This is a genomic window from Pseudomonas sp. HP_12, assembly GCF_055283955.1.
Genome location: NZ_JBTOQG010000021.1, coordinates 39,282 through 54,396 on the forward strand (window position 1 = coordinate 39,282; position 15,115 = coordinate 54,396).

Sequence of the window (15,115 nt, forward strand, 5' to 3'; positions counted from 1 at the left end):
GGTCGGCATTGCGACCATGAATCAGGTCAAGCAGTGGGTTGTGCGGGCGGCAGCCTCTCAGGGCCACTCGACATTTGATGGCACGTCCGGGCTAGCCCGTTTCCACCGACAGGTGTTCGTGGCAGGCCAGCCAGCGCGCGCCATAGTGCCGAAAAACAATGGTTTCGCGCTCGCTGAAATGGCTTTCTTCATCGCCGAAGCGGACGTGGGTGTCGACGTCGTGCATGAAAATCGCCACATCACCCTGGACGCTGATGTGCACGTTGCGCGATTGGCAACCGAGCACCGCAAAGCCGTCTGCCTGCCAGCCCGCCCACACATCGCGGTAAGCGGCGCGTGACAGCAGGGGTGCAGGGAGGGAGTGAAAGAGGAAGGTGGCGTCTTCGGCGAGTGCGGCGAAGTAGGTCTCGGTGTCGTTGCGGGCGAACGCGTCGATCAGCGCTTGTGCGGCGTGTTGAACGGCGTCGTGGCGGGTGTCGGTGGAGGTCATGGCCGGCTCGTTTTTTGTGATTCTGGCGATGGGACCCGACTGTAAGCAGCTCTCACGGGGCGTCACATCGGCGCCGGTAAAAACTTAGTTCAGAAAATTGAGAAGTAATGGTGAGCGGCAAGCCTTAAGCGACAAGCTGCAAGTGGTGAGCAGCGGTGCGCAGTCAGTTTCCCGAGGATTTCATCAGGCCGCTTTTGACGGGCTGACGAATACGGCCGCCGGAAGGATCGAAGCAGGCGCTTTCATAGCGAGGGGCGACGCACGTCGAGGGCAGGCCAGGGGGCGGCGGGCGAATGCTCTGCAGGCGATCGGCGATTTCACGCTCGTTGGTGATGATCAGCTTTCTGCGCCGGCTGACTTGCAAAATCTCGGTAGCGTTCTTGTTCAGGCGATAGGGGAAGTCGGTCTCTTCCCATTCGCTGGAAAGTCGAGACGGAGGCGGGCGCAGAGCTGTGGATTCGCCCACGTAGGTCGGGCAAGGGCTTTGGGCGAAACTGATCGCGCCATTGGCGGCGACGCACTTGAATACGTCGGCATTTGCCACGCCGCACAAGAGCAACGTCATGATCGCTGCGGACAATGCTGGAAATCGGATCATCGAAACCTCCCTGGATGGCGCAAGGCTACCATCCGGGAGGTGCAATTGTCAGTGACCCTGATCGGGATCAGTGGGTTTCGTGGGCGGCTTTCTGGACTTTCGCCAACGCCAGGGCCGCGAACATATCAGCGTCACCCTGCAACACCTTCAGGTGATCTTCGACATGATCGGCGCTCGAGCGCGGCGCTTCGGAGTCAACCAGTCGGGTCACTTCGCACAACGCATTCGCCGTGATCCACAGGCTCTGGCGCAATTGGCTGATGATTTTCACCATGCTTTCCGAGCTGTCGAGATCGGCTTCACTCTCCGACTCCTCATGGGTCTGCATCGTCGAAAACGAGGGCAATTCAACGCGCGCCGAGGCCTCTACTCCCGTGACGACGCGGGTAATGTCCACGCCGGCGGCGGCGATCTTGAACAGATAATCCGCCCTGGGCAGTCGCTGCCCGCTTTCGTAATGCCCCTGAGCGTTGGCTTCCACGCCACCAATGGCGCCCAGTGCGCTTTGTGTCAATTTCAGACGTTTTCTTTCTTGGCGCAAACGTTTGCCGATGCCATTCATCACCTTCTCCTGCGAATTCGCACCCTGCGTGTGTCTCTCGCGGGTGCGCAATGGGGGCCGGAATACGGACTGTTTTTTTGTGTGTAGCGCTAGTCGTGTACGGGAATTGAAGTCATTCACAGTACGACGGGTAGACCTTAGCTGCTAAGACACCCAAATGGCGATTTTTCCGACGCTTTGCGTGGAAAAATCAACGCGGGACGATTCTAGTTAGTCCGGTGGGTGGGGTCACGTGGTCGTTTGCAGGGTGGGAGGGCGGATGGAATAGGGCGCAAGCGGGGGCAACCCATGGCGGGCCTCCGTCTGTCTCAGGGAAGATTCCGAGGTTATCAGCACCTCCGCTTTTGCTAAACCAGACGCCGATAGCTTGGGCTACGACAGTGGATAGAGCTTTGTGCTGAATCAACCTGATCCGAAAAACAGTACGGGGTTTTACGTCGAGTTCTCTGACGGGGCAGCGGCGAGCTAGATCACATCATTGAGCAGAACATCATAAGCTGGTGCAGAGCACAAAAAATATAAGCCAACCTTAACCACGCTAAGTAGAGTTGTTGAACGAGATGTTCATATTGAAGGCATTTTCATAAACGTACTGTTTATGAGCTGTTTAATTATTCTGGGCGCTCATAAGCAACGACTGGCATGCATCCGTACTTTTTCTGAAAATGCACTGGCTCACTTCACGGGTCCCGATATTTGTGTTTTCCTCGGCCTATTAATAAGGTGTGAATAAGGAGTTGGAAGTGTCATTTGAGGCCTATCTGCAAATCGAAGGTATTAGTGGTGAAACGCTTTCCGAAGGGTACGAAAATTGGATTGAGTTGCAGGACTTCGACGTATCTGCCAATCAGACAGCTTCTGCAACAGCCACTTCAGCGGGAGGCGCCACTTCGGGTCGCGCTTATATGGGAGATTTTATGGTGCGTAAGGCTGTAGACAATGCCACCGCAAAACTTCATGAAGCCTGCTGCAGTGGTAAGCATTTCAAACAGGTATCAGTGCATGTATTTCGTGCCGGTGATCCGAAAGTGAAATATCTGGAGGTGGTGCTCGAGGAAGTCATTATTAGCGCATTCACCCTTACCGGCAATGGGGGGAGACGTGATGCATTTCCAGGTGAGTTGATAGCTTTGAATTACGGACGTATCAAGCTTATTTATTCTAAGCAGAGTCGGGCCAGTGGACAGAGTGCGGGCCAGATCGCAGGGGGTTGGGATGCGATTGGCAACAAAATTTATTGCTGACTGAATTCGCGGCTGATCAGGGCAAAAGTATGAATTTTGAGCTGCCAAAAGCAATGCCATCTCAAGTCAATATCGACCTAAATATAAAGCTGGCAAATGAACAGTGGAGAAAGGACCCGGCTGTCGGCGCATTCATGAGTTGGTTTTACCATCAAGTCCGTAATCGCGGGCCATGGGATTTCAAACAGAAACACCCAGAGTGGGAGGATTTTGGTAATTTCCATTATGGCGCCGTCGGCAGAGGTGGGCAGTTGTCTGATCAAATTCTGTTACGGGCAGCAGGGTTCGCTCAGCAAAATGCGGGCACCCAAAGCGCTGAGGAGGATTGGGGCGTATGGTATTGGCGAGCTCCCTACGGGGATGATCCCAAGGATCAATATTGGATAATGCAAGGTATTGAGTATGCAAAATCTAAAGGATACTAAATCCAGCATCCCCTATAAGCTCCTTTTCTGGGCGTTGCTGAGCGTGCTGCTTATCTACTATCTGCTCGAACACCTGTCGGGCGGGGTTGCTGATGCAGATGACCTGGTGCTCAAACATCAGCTCAAGCGCGGAGCATGGGTGTACGTCACTTACTACGGCGCACCCGCTACCGATCTGGACACCTTGCGGTTTTATCTCAGCAGCCCGATTCCCGGCTCTGACAAGGAGATACTCAAGGAACTGAACAAGCGGAAGTCATTCATGATCACCGACAGTTCCCTTGAGGACGTGGTGCTCCGTGATACGGCTAACGGCGTCGGAATCACTGTGAAGGGCGCGGTCTATCGCTACTTCAGCAAGCAATACACGCAGACTGACGGGCTTCAGTCTTATCGGGTGAGCTTGAGCCAGCAGGATGAGCGCGGCTGAGAGATGGGGGGCGGACAGGTCAATGGTTGAGAAACGCAGCCAAGCTCGCTGGCTCGCGCCGCCTCGACAATCCGGCTAATCAGGAATGCGACACAAACAAAAATCCCCGCACGCCATAAGCGCTGCGGGGATCTTTTTAATGTGGCGGTGAAGGAGAGATTCGAACTCTCGATACAATTTCTTGTATACACACTTTCCAGGCGTGCTCCTTAAGCCACTCGGACACTTCACCGTATCTCTTCAGACGTTCAGTCTGTCGAGGCGCGCTAATGTAGTCGAAAGCTTTGGCGAAGGCAAAACTTTTTTTCAGAATTTTCATGCGGTTAAGCAAAAAGCGCGAAGCCCCTTGTGCTCATAAAGGTCCGGGGCTTTGCGTTGAAGGCGAGAGCGCCGGGATCAGGCGCCGAAGCCGCCGTCGATGGTCAGGCTGGCGCCGGTGACGTAGCCCGCTTCGGGGCCGGCGAGGTAGGCGACCATGGCGGCGATTTCTTCGGATTTACCGTAGCGCGGGACGGCCATCAGGCCCATCAGTGTTTCGGCAAAGTCGCTGTCGGCCGGGTTCATGTCGGTGTCGACCGGGCCGGGCTGGACGTTGTTGATGGTGATGCCGCGCGGGCCGAGGTCGCGGGCCAGGCCTTTGGTCAGGCCGACCAGCGCCGACTTGCTCATGGCGTAGACGCCGCCACCGGCAAAGGGCATGCGGTCGGCGTTGGTGCTGCCGATGTTGATGATGCGACCGCCTTCTTTCATGTGCCGCGCCGCTTCCTGGCTGGCGATGAACACGCTGCGTACGTTGATGGCCAGGGTTCGGTCGAAATCTTCGAGGGTGAATTCGTCGAGCGGCGCAATGGCCAGCACACCGGCGTTGTTGACGAGGATGTCGAGGCCGCCGAACGTTCCAACGGTCTTGGCGACGGCGCTGCGGATGTCTTCGGCGTTGGCGCTGTCGGCCTTGATGGCCAGGGCTTTGCCGCCGGCTGAGGTGATGCTGTCCTGCAACTCTTGCGCCTTGGCTTCCGAGCTGACGAAGGTGAAGGCCACTGCTGCGCCTTGTTCGACCAGCCGTTTGACGATCGCAGCGCCGATGCCGCGTGAGCCGCCTTGGACCAGTGCTGTTTTGCCGATCAAATTGGTGGGATGCGTCATGTCGATCTCCGATGAATGTGAGGAGTGGGTGGATGGGCACGAGTATCTGCCGACGATTACCCGCGCGGTAGCCGGGAATCGAGATAGTCTGTGTAAACCGGAAGTTGTGAGTGAGTGCCATGGAGAACTTCAACAGCATCGAATGTTTCGTTCGCAGTGCCGAGGTCGGCAGCTTTGCCGAGGCGGCGCGGCGCCTGAGCCTGACCCCCGCTGCCGTCGGCAAGAGCGTCGCCAAACTTGAGGCGAAGCTGGGCGTGAGACTGTTCCAGCGCAGCACGCGCAAGTTGACGCTGACCGAAGCGGGCCATCGGTTTCTCGGCGAAGTCAGCGCCAGCCTCAACACCATCCAGAACGCTGTCGCCAACCTGGCCAGCGCCGAGGGCAGTCCCGCCGGCACGTTGAAAGTCAGCGTCGGCACCATGTTCGGCTGCCTGTATGTGGTGCCGCTGCTGGCCGATTTTCTGCAGCGCTATCCGGCCATCACCCCCGACTGGCATTTCGATAACCGGCAGGTTGACCTGATCGGGCAGGGCTTCGACGCCGCCATCGGCGGTGGATTCGATCTGCCCCAGGGCGTTGTCGCGCGCAAACTGGCGCCCGCTCACCGCGTGCTGGTGGCGTCGCCGGAATGGGTGGACGCCCACGAAGGCATCACGCACCCGGACGATTTGCACGACTGTGACGGCATTCTGATCCGTTCGCCGCAAACCGGGCGGATTCGGTCCTGGCCGTTGAGCCATCGCAGTCATGAGCAAAGCCCATTGCGCATGAAGGTGCGCATGACCCTGAGCGATTCCGAGGCTGCCTGCCGCGCGGCGACTCAAAGTCTGGGCGTCGCGCTGGTGAGCATGCCGTTTGCCCTGCCGTACCTGCGCAACGGTGCGCTGCAACGGGTGCTCCCGGAGTGGTATGTCGAGGACGGCAACATTTCCATCTATTACAGTGGGCACAAATTACTGCCGGGCAAGACCCGCGCGTTCGTCGACTTCATCATCGAGCAGTTCGCCGAACAGCAATGGGCGCAGCATTTCAGTGCCGTTTAATTAGGCAAACAATAGCTGCTGACGCAGCCCCGTAGGAGTGAGCTTGCTCGCGATTGCGGTCAGTGAGCGACAAAATATCTGTAGGTGCGCGCTTGCCCGCGAAGAGGTTCTTTCAGCAGACATTGATGTCGCTGAAAAAATGGCATCGCGAGCAAGCTCACTCCTACAGAGAGCGCGGTCACAGTGAATTCAGCGTCAAACAATCAGCAAGGCGGGGTACGCCCCTCCAGTCATGAAAGGAAGAGCAGTGGACATCCAACCGAAAGCCGCGCTGGTCCTCATCGACATGCAGCAGGGCATCAACCATCCCAAGCTGGGGCGGCGCAACAACCCTGACGCCGAGCAGCGGATGCTGGAACTGCTGAGCGCCTGGCGCGACAGCGGGCGAACGGTGATTCATGTGCGGCATTTCTCCCGCTCACCGGAGTCGGTGTTCTGGCCGCAGCAATCAGGTGTCGAGTTTCAACCGGCGTTTATGCCGTGGGACGACGAAGGCGAGCTGCACAAACAGGTGGCCGATGCGTTCTGCCATTCGGCGCTGGAAGGTTGGTTGCGTGCGGACGGGATCAATCAGGTGGTGATTGTCGGCGTGGTGACCAACAACTCCGTGGAGTCGACGCGCGCACCGGCGGCAATCTCGGTTTCGAGGTCATCGTGCCCCATGACGCCTGCTTCACCTTCGACGGCGCGGACTTCTTCGGTCAGCCACGCACTGCCGAGGACATCCACGCCATGTCGCTGGCCAACCTGCACGGTGAGTACGCGCAGGTGGTGGCGACCGAGGCTATTTTGCGCGCCTGCGCACCGTGACCGTGTTCAGAGACGGAAGCGCGCCATCTGCGCCCCAAGGTGTTCGGCCTGTTCCGACAGCTTCAGGCAATCTTCCCGACAGGCTTTGACATCGCTGACCGTTGACTGGGCCAGGTCGGCAATGCCTTGCACGTTGCGGTTGATCTCTTCCGTCACGGTGCTCTGTTCCTCGGTGGCGGCGGCGACCTGCTGGTTGCGATCGGTGAGTTCTTCGACATGGCCGGCAATCGCATCCAGCGAATTACCGGTGCGACGGCTGGCTTCGACGCCGGTACCGGTCGCGGCTTGTCCGGCGCGCATCGAGGTGACGGCCTGATCGGCACCGCTCTTGAGCTCGCCCATCATTTGCTGGATCTCCGAGGTGGCGCTCTGGGTACGGCCGGCGAGGGTGCGAACTTCGTCGGCGACCACGGCGAAGCCCCGGCCCATCTCGCCGGCACGGGCCGCTTCGATGGCCGCGTTCAGCGCCAGCAGGTTGGTCTGCTCGGAGATGCTGCGAATGACACTGAGCACCTGATCGATGGTGGAAATCTGCGTCGCCAGGGTTTCCACCGCGCCAGCCGCCGTGCCGACGCCGTCGGACATGCTCTGAATATGCCCGAGGGATTCACCCACCACCTTTTTCGCGGACATCGCTTCCTGATGGGTACTACGCGAGACGTCGGCAGCGGCGCCCGCATTTCGCGCGATTTCCTGCACGGTCAGGCCCATTTCATGAACAGCGGTGGCGACCATGTCAGTCATCTGCTGTTGCTGCATCGCACGGGTGGACGTGCTGTCGACCACGCGGGTGACGTCCACCACGCTGTGGCGCAATTGCTCGCTGGTCCTGAGCGCATCGCCGATCAGCAAACGCAGGCTTTCGATGAATCGATTGAAGCCACGGGCCAGATCGCCCAGCTCGTTCGCACGGCTCTCATCCAGACGTCGGGTCAAGTCGCCCTGACCGCCGCCGATGTCCACCAGCGCCGTCGTCACCTGCTGGATCGGACGGACAATGCCGCGGGCAATCCAGGCAACGAAACCGAGGAAGCACAACACCACCGCCAGACTGATCGCCGAAATGGTCCTCAACGCATCCTTGGCCGGGCCATAGACTTCGGCCAGTGGCACCTCGCTCACCAGCGTCCACCCCAGCGAGGCGACGGGTTTGGCGACCGCCACGTAGGCCTCGCCATTGCGTTCGAACTCCAGCGCCTGACCGTTTCCGTTACCTGCCAGCAGGTTGCGCGCTGCAGCGTCGCCCACCAATTGGGTGAGGGATTGGCGATCGTTCAGCTCGGCGTTCGGGTGGACCTTGACCTGGCCATCCTGGCTGACCAGATAGACCTGGCCATGCTCGCCGAAGTGGAAGTCTCGGACCATCTGCGACAGCGCGCTCATGCTGAAACCCAGTCCGGCCACGCCGACCACGGTGCCGTTGTGCTCGATGCGCTGGTTAATGAACAGCGTCGGCACCTTGGTCGTGGCATCGATATCGATGTCCAGCGAGCGCTGCTTGTTGCTGTCGAGAAACCCGTAGAACCAGCCGTTCTCCGCCGGGCCGCGCTGCAGGGTGCGATCGGCGCCTTTGTTGGTGATGTAGTGGCCGGTCTCCTTGGCGACGATGAAAGTCGTCAGCGCGTTGTGCTGTTGCTGCACCTTCGCCAGATAACGAATGAATGCAGGCTGTTGGGCGGCGTCCTCGCCGTTGCCGAGCCATTCGGAAACCAGTGTGTTGTCACCGATGTCGCTGGCCGCCGTGAGGGGCGCGGCCAGTAACCGTTCGAGATCGTTGCGGATCGCGTCGACGCTGGCTGGCATCGCCTGCTGCAACAGGTAGCGGTCGGTCAGTTTGTTCAACGCGAAGGCGTAGATGGCGATCACGATCAGGCTGCTGATCACCAGCGCGGCCCCCATGCTCAGTGTCAGCTGCCACTGAATACTCTTTCGCCAGACAGGCATAGAAAACTCCGCAAAACCAAAGCGCACAACCAGGACGGAACAGTGCTGATGGCTTGCCCGGAGCAATTACCGGGCCACGGAGCTGATCAAGTGGTCAAGTTGCCCCGGGCGGCTGGCCTTGCGCCACTTGGGGACTGAATGTGGGGGTGTTGCGGATGATCCTGAAGAGACCGCAGGGCGGGTTGTGTACAAAAAGTGAGTCTTTTTGGAACAAATGCTTGGCCGGTGCGCAGAAAAGTGGCGAGCCCTCGTCGCTGCATGAGCCCTGCGCCAGTTACCTGACGCGCAGTGCCGAGCCGTCACGCCCTGCGCCGCGCATCCTTCGGCGGGTGACTCGCCTCAAGCGTGCTGCACGCCCGCGCGCTTGAGCAGTTTTTTGCAACGCTCCGACAGATGCACCACGCGCAGGTGCTTGCCCGCCTTTTGATACCGCTCGCGCAGGGTTTTCAGCGCGGCGATCGCCGAATAGTCCACGAAGATCAGATGACGGCAATCCAGCGTGACCTGCTGCGGATCGTTGAGGTGATCGAACTGATCGAGGAATGGCGTGGTGGAGGCGAAGAACAGCGTGCCGTGGAGGTGATACATCTTGCTGCCGTTGGGCTCGATGTGGCTGTCGGCGTACAGCTCGCGGGCCTGTTGCCAGGCGAAGTTCAGCGCCGCGATGAGGATGCCGAACAGCACTGCCGTGGCCAAGTCGGTGAGGACAGTCACGATGGTCACGGCGATGATTGCGAAGACATCGTTCAGCGGCACTTTGCGCAGCACGCGCAGGGAGGCCCATGCGAAAGTCTGCTGGGCCACCACGAACATCACGCCGACCAGCGCCGCCAGCGGAATGCGCTCGATGAGGGGCGACAGGAACAGCACGAACATCAGGATCATCACGCCGGCGACGATGCCCGACAGGCGACCGCGGCCGCCGGAGCTGAGGTTGATGACCGTCTGGCCGATCATTGCGCAGCCGCCCATGCCGCCGCACAGGCCGGACGCCAGGTTGGCGACGCCGAGGGCGACGCACTCGCGGTCGGGGTAGCCGCGGCTTTCGGTGATTTCATCGGTGAGGTTCAGGGTCAGCAGGGTTTCCAGCAGGCCGACCAGCGCCATCAGGATCGCGTAGGGCGCGATGATGCGCAGGGTGTCCAGATTCCACGGCACGTCCGGCAGCGACAGGGCCGGCAGACCGCCGGCGATGTGCGCCATGTCGCCGAGGGTGCGCGTCGGCAGGTCGAACAGATACACCAGCAGACCGACGCCGAGGATGGCGACCAGCGCCGGCGGCACCGATCGGGTCAGGCGCGGCAGCAGATACACCACCGCCATGGTCATCGCCACCAGGCCGATCATCAGGTAGAGCGGCGTGCCGCTGAGCCAGGTTTCGCCGCTTTTGAAATGCTCCAGCTGCGCCATGGCGATGACGATCGCGAGGCCGTTGACGAACCCGAGCATGACCGGATACGGCACCATCCGCACCAGTTTGCCCAGGCGCAGCAGCCCGAACGCGATCATCACCAACCCGCCCAGCAACACCGTCGCCAGCAGGTACTGCACGCCGTGCTGCACCACCAGCGCCACGATGACCACGGCCATCGAACCCGCCGCACCCGAGACCATGCCGGGACGCCCGCCGAACAGCGCGGTCAGCGTGCAGATGATAAAGGCCCCATACAGGCCCATCAGTGGATTGAGGTGCGCGACCAGCGCGAAGGCGATGCACTCGGGCACCAGGGCGAAAGAGGTGGTGAGTCCGGCGAGGACATCGGCGCGAAGACGGGCGGGTTTCATTGAGTACCTAGCGGGCGGCGTGCAAAAGGAGGGGATGTTACGGAATGTGAACGCAGACGGCCAGTTGGGGAAATGCCGCACCCTGCCAGGTCCACTCATTCTTCAGGTGTCCTGTCGCGGCCGATTGTGTAACGATGTTTGACTCAAACAGCTCGCCGAGTCCTGTGATCAAGGCTCGGCACGTCATCAAGGACAGAACACGGATGCTCGCTGCGCTCAGACACTACCCGGCTTCAGTCAATCTCCTGCTTTCGTCCTCGCTTTTTCTGACGCTGGGCAGGGCGATCACCCTGCCGTACTTGGTGATTTACCTGTCTTCGAATTTCGTCTTGAGCATGAGCGACATCGGCATGGTCGTCGGCGGGGCGCTGATTGTCGGCTCGTTGCTGAGCCTCTATGGCGGCTACCTCACCGACAAACTGTCCAGCTACCGGTTGATTCTGTGCTTCACCGGGTTCTTCGTCGCCGGCTTCATCGGCATGTGCGTGACCAGCAAGCTGTGGCTGTTTTTCCTGTTTCTGGTGTCGTTCAATTTCGCGTATTCGGTCATCGATATCGTGGTCAAGGCGGCGTTCGGCAAGCTGTTGCCGGTGGGCGATCAGAGCAAAGTGTTCTCGGTGCGCTACACGCTGATCAACATCGGCTATGCGGTCGGGCCGTTCATTGGCGCCGGGTTGGCCCACTGGGACATGAAGCTGCCATTTGTGATGTCGGCGGCGCTGGGCCTGGGCTTCTTGCTGGTCTACGCAATGTACGGGGACCGCAAGCTGAGTTCAGCGGACCCGGCCAATGCGCCAGTTTCCTTCATCGCCGTCGGACGCATCCTGCTCAAGGACTACCGGCTGGTGTGCTTCACCGTCGGCGGCGTGCTCAGCGCGGTGGTGTTCGGGCAATTCACCGCGTACCTGTCGCAATACCTGGTCACCACCAGCACGCCGGAATTCACCTATCAGGTGATCAGCTCGGTGGTCGCGGTGAACGCGGCGGTGGTGATCTGCTTGCAGTACCTGGTCGGCAAACGCATCAGCCATCAGTACCTGAATCAGTGGCTGACCGCAGGTTTCAGCCTGTTCCTGATGGGCGTGGTCGGGTTTGCCTTGTCGACAACGGTGCTGCACTGGTCGCTGGCGGTGGCGGTGTTCACCCTCGGCGAGATCATCGTGTTCCCGGCCGAGTACATGTTCATCGACCGCATCGCGCCGACCCATTTGCGCGGCATGTATTACGGCGCGCAGAACCTCTCCAACCTCGGCGGCGCACTGGGGCCGGTACTGTGCGGTTTTGCCCTGGCGACCCAGTCGGCGCATTTCATGTTTTACATGCTGGCGGCCTTCATCATTGCCGGCGGCTGTTTCTATCTGTTGGGCGCCTCGTATTCCAGACGCCACGATCAATCTTCCACTGCAGAATGAAGCGTTTCGATGACCGTTCTGTCTCCACTTGAAGCCTGGCAGCAGGCCGTTGATGCCCAGGGTTTTCAGCCGGACGAGGCGCAGCGCAATGCCGCGCTGCACTTACAGGCGTGCTGGCAGGCGCTGAATGACGGCAAGCGCGGCGCCGCGGTCAAAGGCGTTTACCTGTGGGGTCCGGTGGGGCGCGGCAAGACCTGGCTCATGGACCGTTTTTACGACAGCCTGCAGGTCCCGGCCCGCCGCCAGCATTTTCATCATTTCATGCGCTGGGTGCATCAGCGCCTGTTCCAGCTCACCGGCGTGGCCAAACCGCTGCAGGTGCTGGCCCGGGAGCTGGCCCAGGACGTGCGCGTGTTGTGCTTCGACGAGTTGTTCGTCAACGACATCGGCGACGCGGTGATTCTCGGCGGCCTGCTGCGCGCAATGTTCGACGAGGGCGTGGTGCTGGTGTGCACCTCCAATCAATTGCCCGAACAGCTGTACGCCACGGGTCATAACCGCGAGCGTTTCGTGCCCGCGATCACGGCGATCAACCAGTTCATGGAGGTGGTCTCGGTCGACGGCGGCGAGGACCACCGGCTGCATCCCGGTCAGGCGCAGCAGCGCTACTGGGTGAAGGCCGAGCAGGGGCCGAGCACGTTGGTGGAGGTATTCGAAGCGCTGAGCAGCGGTGAGTCGGTGTCGATTCAGCCGGTGCCGCTGGGTCGTCGCCATGTGCCGGTGGTGCGCAGCAGTCGAACGGTGATCTGGTGCCGCTATGCCGACCTGTGCGAGCAACCGCTGGCGGCGATGGATTTCATCGAGCTGTGCGATCGCTACAAAGCGGTATTGTTGAGTGAAGTGCCGGCGTTGAGCGCACCCCAGCGCGAGGGGCGCATTGCCCGTGGTACCGAGGATGGCGTTGAACAGGTCACCGCGGGGGACCGCGAACTGCCGCAGCTGTCGCCCTATGACGATGGCGTGCGGCGTTTCATTGCGCTGGTGGACGAGTGTTATGACCGCAAGGTGCCGCTGTACATCGAAGCCGCGATGCCGATGGCCGAGCTGTACACCGAAGGCTATCTGGCGTTCGCGTTTCGACGCACGCTGAGCCGCTTGCAGGAGATGCAGCTGGCGCGGTTCGGTCGTTAACGCTGCTAAGGCGCAAACTTCAATTCACACGCTGTTGCGTCGGCGCTGGGCCAACACATGCTTGGCGCCTTCCCCCACCAGGACCATGACCGCCAGCCAGATGGGCAGGTAGGTCATCCATTCGTCGCGGCCGATGGATTCGCCCAGCAGCAGGGCAACACCGACCAGCAGCACCGGCTCGACGTAGCTCAGCAGGCCGAACACGCTGAACGCCAGCAGGCGGCTGGCGAGAATGTAGCTGACCAGTGCCGACGCACTGATCGCCCCCAACACCGGAATCAGCACATAGAAGCGTGGGAATTGTTCCACCACAGACGGGTTGCCCTGGCAGATGAACAGCAAGGCGACGGGCAGGATCAGCAGCATGTCCCACCACAGACCGCCGAGGTTGTCGGTCTTGAGCTTGCGCCGCAGCACGAAGTACAGCGGATAACCCAGGCAGACGACCAGGGTTTCCCAGGAAAAACTGACCAGGCGCAGCAGCTCGTTGCCCACACCAACCAGCGCGCAGCAGGCGGCGATTTTCTGCAGGTGCGACAGGTGCTCGCCGTACACCACACGTCCGGTGAGGATCATGGTCAGCGGCAGCAGAAAATACCCCAACGACACCTCCAGACTGCGGCCGTGCAGCGGCGCCCACATGAACAGCAACAGCTGCGCGCCCATCAACGTCGCCGACAGCGCCATGCCCGCCAGCAATGCAGGCGTCTGGCGCACCCGGACGCCGAGGGCGCGCGCGAGTTTCCAGTCGCCGCTGGAGAGCATGAACAGGGTCACGCAGGGCAGGGTCAGCAGCATGCGCCAACCGAAGATTTCTTCACCGCTCAATGGCGTGAGGAGTGAGGTGTAGTAGTACATGACCGCGAACAGGCAGGAGGCCATGACCGATAACGCAACGCCCTTGTACACGGGGGCTCCTTGTTGTCGATACATCAGGTGTGGGGTGCAGGAATGCTTTGATCGGCGCGCTCTGATGGCGCGCTTTGAGGGCACTTTTTAAAGCGCTTTTTGAGGCGCAGCGCACTGCAACGGCGCAGAGTTTATCCGAGGTCAGGCGGGCGGTCCGCAGCAATCTGGTAAACCGCAGGTGGGCTGGCAGTAAACGATGCACGTTTGGCAGAGATCGAGACCGCGTGCCGATTGAGCCGGTATGCGCCGTCGCCCAGACTTCTCTTCAACGCGCCACACCGGCGCGGCCGCTGGAGAGACTTCCCATGACTCAATCAATTGCTGGCATCAAGATCCCCGACAGCGCGCTGGCCCGCGCTACGACCGAGTACATCCGCGAGCAGGAGGACGATTTGCTGTTCCATCACTCGGGCCGGGTGTTTTTGTGGGGGGCGCTGACGGGGGAGCGTAAGGGGCTGAAATATGACGCCGAGCAGCTTTACGTCGGGGCGATGTTTCATGACGTGGGTCTGGTGGAGCGGCATCGCAGTGCGGACCTGCGTTTCGAGGTGGATTCGGCCAATGCGGCGCGGGCGTTCATGCAGCCGTTTGGGTTGTCCGAGGGGGATGTGGAGCAGGTGTGGTTGTCGATTGCGCTACACACGACGCCGGGCGTGCCGGAGCATTTGCGGCCGAACGTGGCGCTGGTGACGGCGGGCGTGGAGATGGATGTGTTGGGCATCAATTACAGGGAGTTCAGCGATGAGCAGCGGGAGGTGGTGACCCATGCTCACCCGCGCGGGGAGGATTTCAAGGGGTGCATTTTGTGTGCGTTTGCTGATGGGTTTCGGCATAAGCCTGATACGACGTTCGGGACGGTAAATGCGGATGTGTTGGTGGATGAGGATCCGACGTTCAAGCCGCTGAATTTTGTGGAGATTATTCGGCGTTCGCCTTGGAAGGCGTGATCTGGATCAACGTCTTTAAGATCGAGGGCGTCTGCCTGGGGGCAGACGTTTCGCCTTCGGCGAGTTACTTGGAAAAGTCGAAAGTCGCACCATCCCCAAGTAACCAAGGGTGCTTGCTCTCGGTTTGGCCCTTCCTTCGTCAGGGTTCCTCCACTCCGGTCTCGCTCCGTGGGCCCGCCGCCATCCGCCATCCATGGCGGGGGGCGGCTCTCGCGGCATCCATGCCGCTCGGCCCACGG

Annotated in this window: 15 protein-coding genes, 1 tRNA gene and 2 pseudogenes; 8 read left to right on the forward strand and 10 right to left on the reverse strand. The window is 60.4% G+C overall.

Annotated elements, in window-relative coordinates; genetic code table 11:
- Positions 1-91: 91 nt before the first annotated feature.
- From ACYASU_RS14900 to ACYASU_RS14910, 3 genes are all read right to left on the reverse strand, one after another.
- On the reverse strand, positions 92-490 hold the full coding sequence (locus tag ACYASU_RS14900; protein ID WP_463583236.1) for a YybH family protein: 399 nt from the start codon (positions 488-490) through the stop codon (positions 92-94).
- Between the two features lie 163 nt (positions 491-653).
- Positions 654-1,088 (reverse strand): DUF4124 domain-containing protein, encoded by a 435-nt coding sequence (locus ACYASU_RS14905; RefSeq protein ID WP_463583237.1) that lies wholly within the window; start codon positions 1,086-1,088, stop codon positions 654-656.
- A 67-nt stretch (positions 1,089-1,155) separates the two neighbouring features.
- The gene (locus ACYASU_RS14910) at positions 1,156-1,650 is read right to left on the reverse strand and encodes a helix-turn-helix domain-containing protein (RefSeq protein WP_192175023.1); all 495 of its coding nucleotides are present in this window, start codon (positions 1,648-1,650) and stop codon (positions 1,156-1,158) included.
- Positions 1,651-2,393: 743 nt separating this feature from the next.
- Here ACYASU_RS14910 and ACYASU_RS14915 point away from each other — a divergent pair.
- From ACYASU_RS14915 to ACYASU_RS14925, 3 genes are read left to right on the forward strand one after another with little or no spacing between them, the layout of a single operon-like run.
- Entirely contained in the window at positions 2,394-2,894 is a 501-nt protein-coding gene (locus ACYASU_RS14915) for an Hcp family type VI secretion system effector (RefSeq protein ID WP_463583238.1), read from the forward strand.
- A gap of 29 nt (positions 2,895-2,923) precedes the next feature.
- Positions 2,924-3,319 (forward strand): polymorphic toxin type 44 domain-containing protein, encoded by a 396-nt coding sequence (locus ACYASU_RS14920; protein WP_463583239.1) that lies wholly within the window; start codon positions 2,924-2,926, stop codon positions 3,317-3,319.
- Positions 3,297-3,749 (forward strand): hypothetical protein, encoded by a 453-nt coding sequence (locus ACYASU_RS14925; RefSeq protein WP_463583240.1) that lies wholly within the window; start codon positions 3,297-3,299, stop codon positions 3,747-3,749. Before ACYASU_RS14920 ends, ACYASU_RS14925 begins: the two co-directional genes overlap by 23 nt.
- Positions 3,750-3,891: 142 nt before the next feature.
- On the opposite strand, the gene ACYASU_RS14930 is transcribed toward ACYASU_RS14925, so the two are convergent.
- Together ACYASU_RS14930 and ACYASU_RS14935 are read right to left on the reverse strand one after the other, a co-directional pair.
- Positions 3,892-3,981 (reverse strand) — tRNA-Ser (locus ACYASU_RS14930).
- Between the two features lie 164 nt (positions 3,982-4,145).
- Positions 4,146-4,895 (reverse strand): 3-oxoacyl-ACP reductase family protein, encoded by a 750-nt coding sequence (locus ACYASU_RS14935; RefSeq protein WP_463583241.1) that lies wholly within the window; start codon positions 4,893-4,895, stop codon positions 4,146-4,148.
- A gap of 119 nt (positions 4,896-5,014) precedes the next feature.
- On the opposite strand from ACYASU_RS14935, the gene ACYASU_RS14940 reads away from it, so the two are divergent.
- Complete coding sequence (locus ACYASU_RS14940; RefSeq protein ID WP_463583247.1) at positions 5,015-5,938, forward strand: LysR family transcriptional regulator; 924 nt, start codon at positions 5,015-5,017, stop codon at positions 5,936-5,938.
- Positions 5,939-6,116: 178 nt separating this feature from the next.
- Here ACYASU_RS14940 and ACYASU_RS14945 read toward each other — a convergent pair whose 3' ends face one another.
- Positions 6,117-6,338: a hypothetical protein gene (locus ACYASU_RS14945; RefSeq protein WP_463583249.1), complete on the reverse strand. Its 222-nt coding sequence runs from the start codon at positions 6,336-6,338 to the stop codon at positions 6,117-6,119.
- Between ACYASU_RS14945 and ACYASU_RS14950 the strand changes: the two are divergent.
- Positions 6,237-6,748, forward strand: a pseudogene (locus ACYASU_RS14950) (cysteine hydrolase family protein). The gene ACYASU_RS14945 and the pseudogene ACYASU_RS14950 sit on opposite strands and share 102 nt — an antisense overlap.
- A gap of 6 nt (positions 6,749-6,754) precedes the next feature.
- On the opposite strand, the gene ACYASU_RS14955 reads toward ACYASU_RS14950, so the two are convergent.
- The 3 genes and pseudogenes from ACYASU_RS14955 to ACYASU_RS14965 all read right to left on the reverse strand — a co-directional run bounded on the left by ACYASU_RS14955 (position 6,755) and on the right by ACYASU_RS14965 (position 10,477).
- The gene (locus ACYASU_RS14955; protein WP_442969493.1) at positions 6,755-7,507 is read right to left on the reverse strand and encodes a methyl-accepting chemotaxis protein; all 753 of its coding nucleotides are present in this window, start codon (positions 7,505-7,507) and stop codon (positions 6,755-6,757) included.
- A 105-nt stretch (positions 7,508-7,612) separates the two neighbouring features.
- Positions 7,613-8,692 (reverse strand): annotated as a pseudogene (locus ACYASU_RS14960) (HAMP domain-containing protein); the annotation flags it as partial.
- A 339-nt stretch (positions 8,693-9,031) separates the two neighbouring features.
- Positions 9,032-10,477: a SulP family inorganic anion transporter gene (locus ACYASU_RS14965; RefSeq protein ID WP_282373063.1), complete on the reverse strand. Its 1,446-nt coding sequence runs from the start codon at positions 10,475-10,477 to the stop codon at positions 9,032-9,034.
- 203 nt (positions 10,478-10,680) lie between these two features.
- On the opposite strand from ACYASU_RS14965, the gene ACYASU_RS14970 reads away from it, so the two are divergent.
- Both ACYASU_RS14970 and zapE read left to right on the forward strand, forming a co-directional pair.
- Complete coding sequence (locus ACYASU_RS14970; RefSeq protein WP_463583242.1) at positions 10,681-11,889, forward strand: MFS transporter; 1,209 nt, start codon at positions 10,681-10,683, stop codon at positions 11,887-11,889.
- A 9-nt stretch (positions 11,890-11,898) separates the two neighbouring features.
- Entirely contained in the window at positions 11,899-13,020 is a 1,122-nt protein-coding gene (gene zapE / locus ACYASU_RS14975; RefSeq protein ID WP_463583243.1) for a cell division protein ZapE, read from the forward strand.
- A 24-nt stretch (positions 13,021-13,044) separates the two neighbouring features.
- Here zapE and rarD read toward each other — a convergent pair whose 3' ends face one another.
- Positions 13,045-13,929 (reverse strand): EamA family transporter RarD, encoded by an 885-nt coding sequence (gene rarD / locus ACYASU_RS14980; RefSeq protein ID WP_463583244.1) that lies wholly within the window; start codon positions 13,927-13,929, stop codon positions 13,045-13,047.
- 305 nt (positions 13,930-14,234) lie between these two features.
- Here rarD and ACYASU_RS14985 point away from each other — a divergent pair, with 305 nt between their 5' ends.
- Positions 14,235-14,876 (forward strand): HD domain-containing protein, encoded by a 642-nt coding sequence (locus tag ACYASU_RS14985; protein WP_463583248.1) that lies wholly within the window; start codon positions 14,235-14,237, stop codon positions 14,874-14,876.
- The last annotated feature ends 239 nt before the right edge of the window (positions 14,877-15,115 follow it).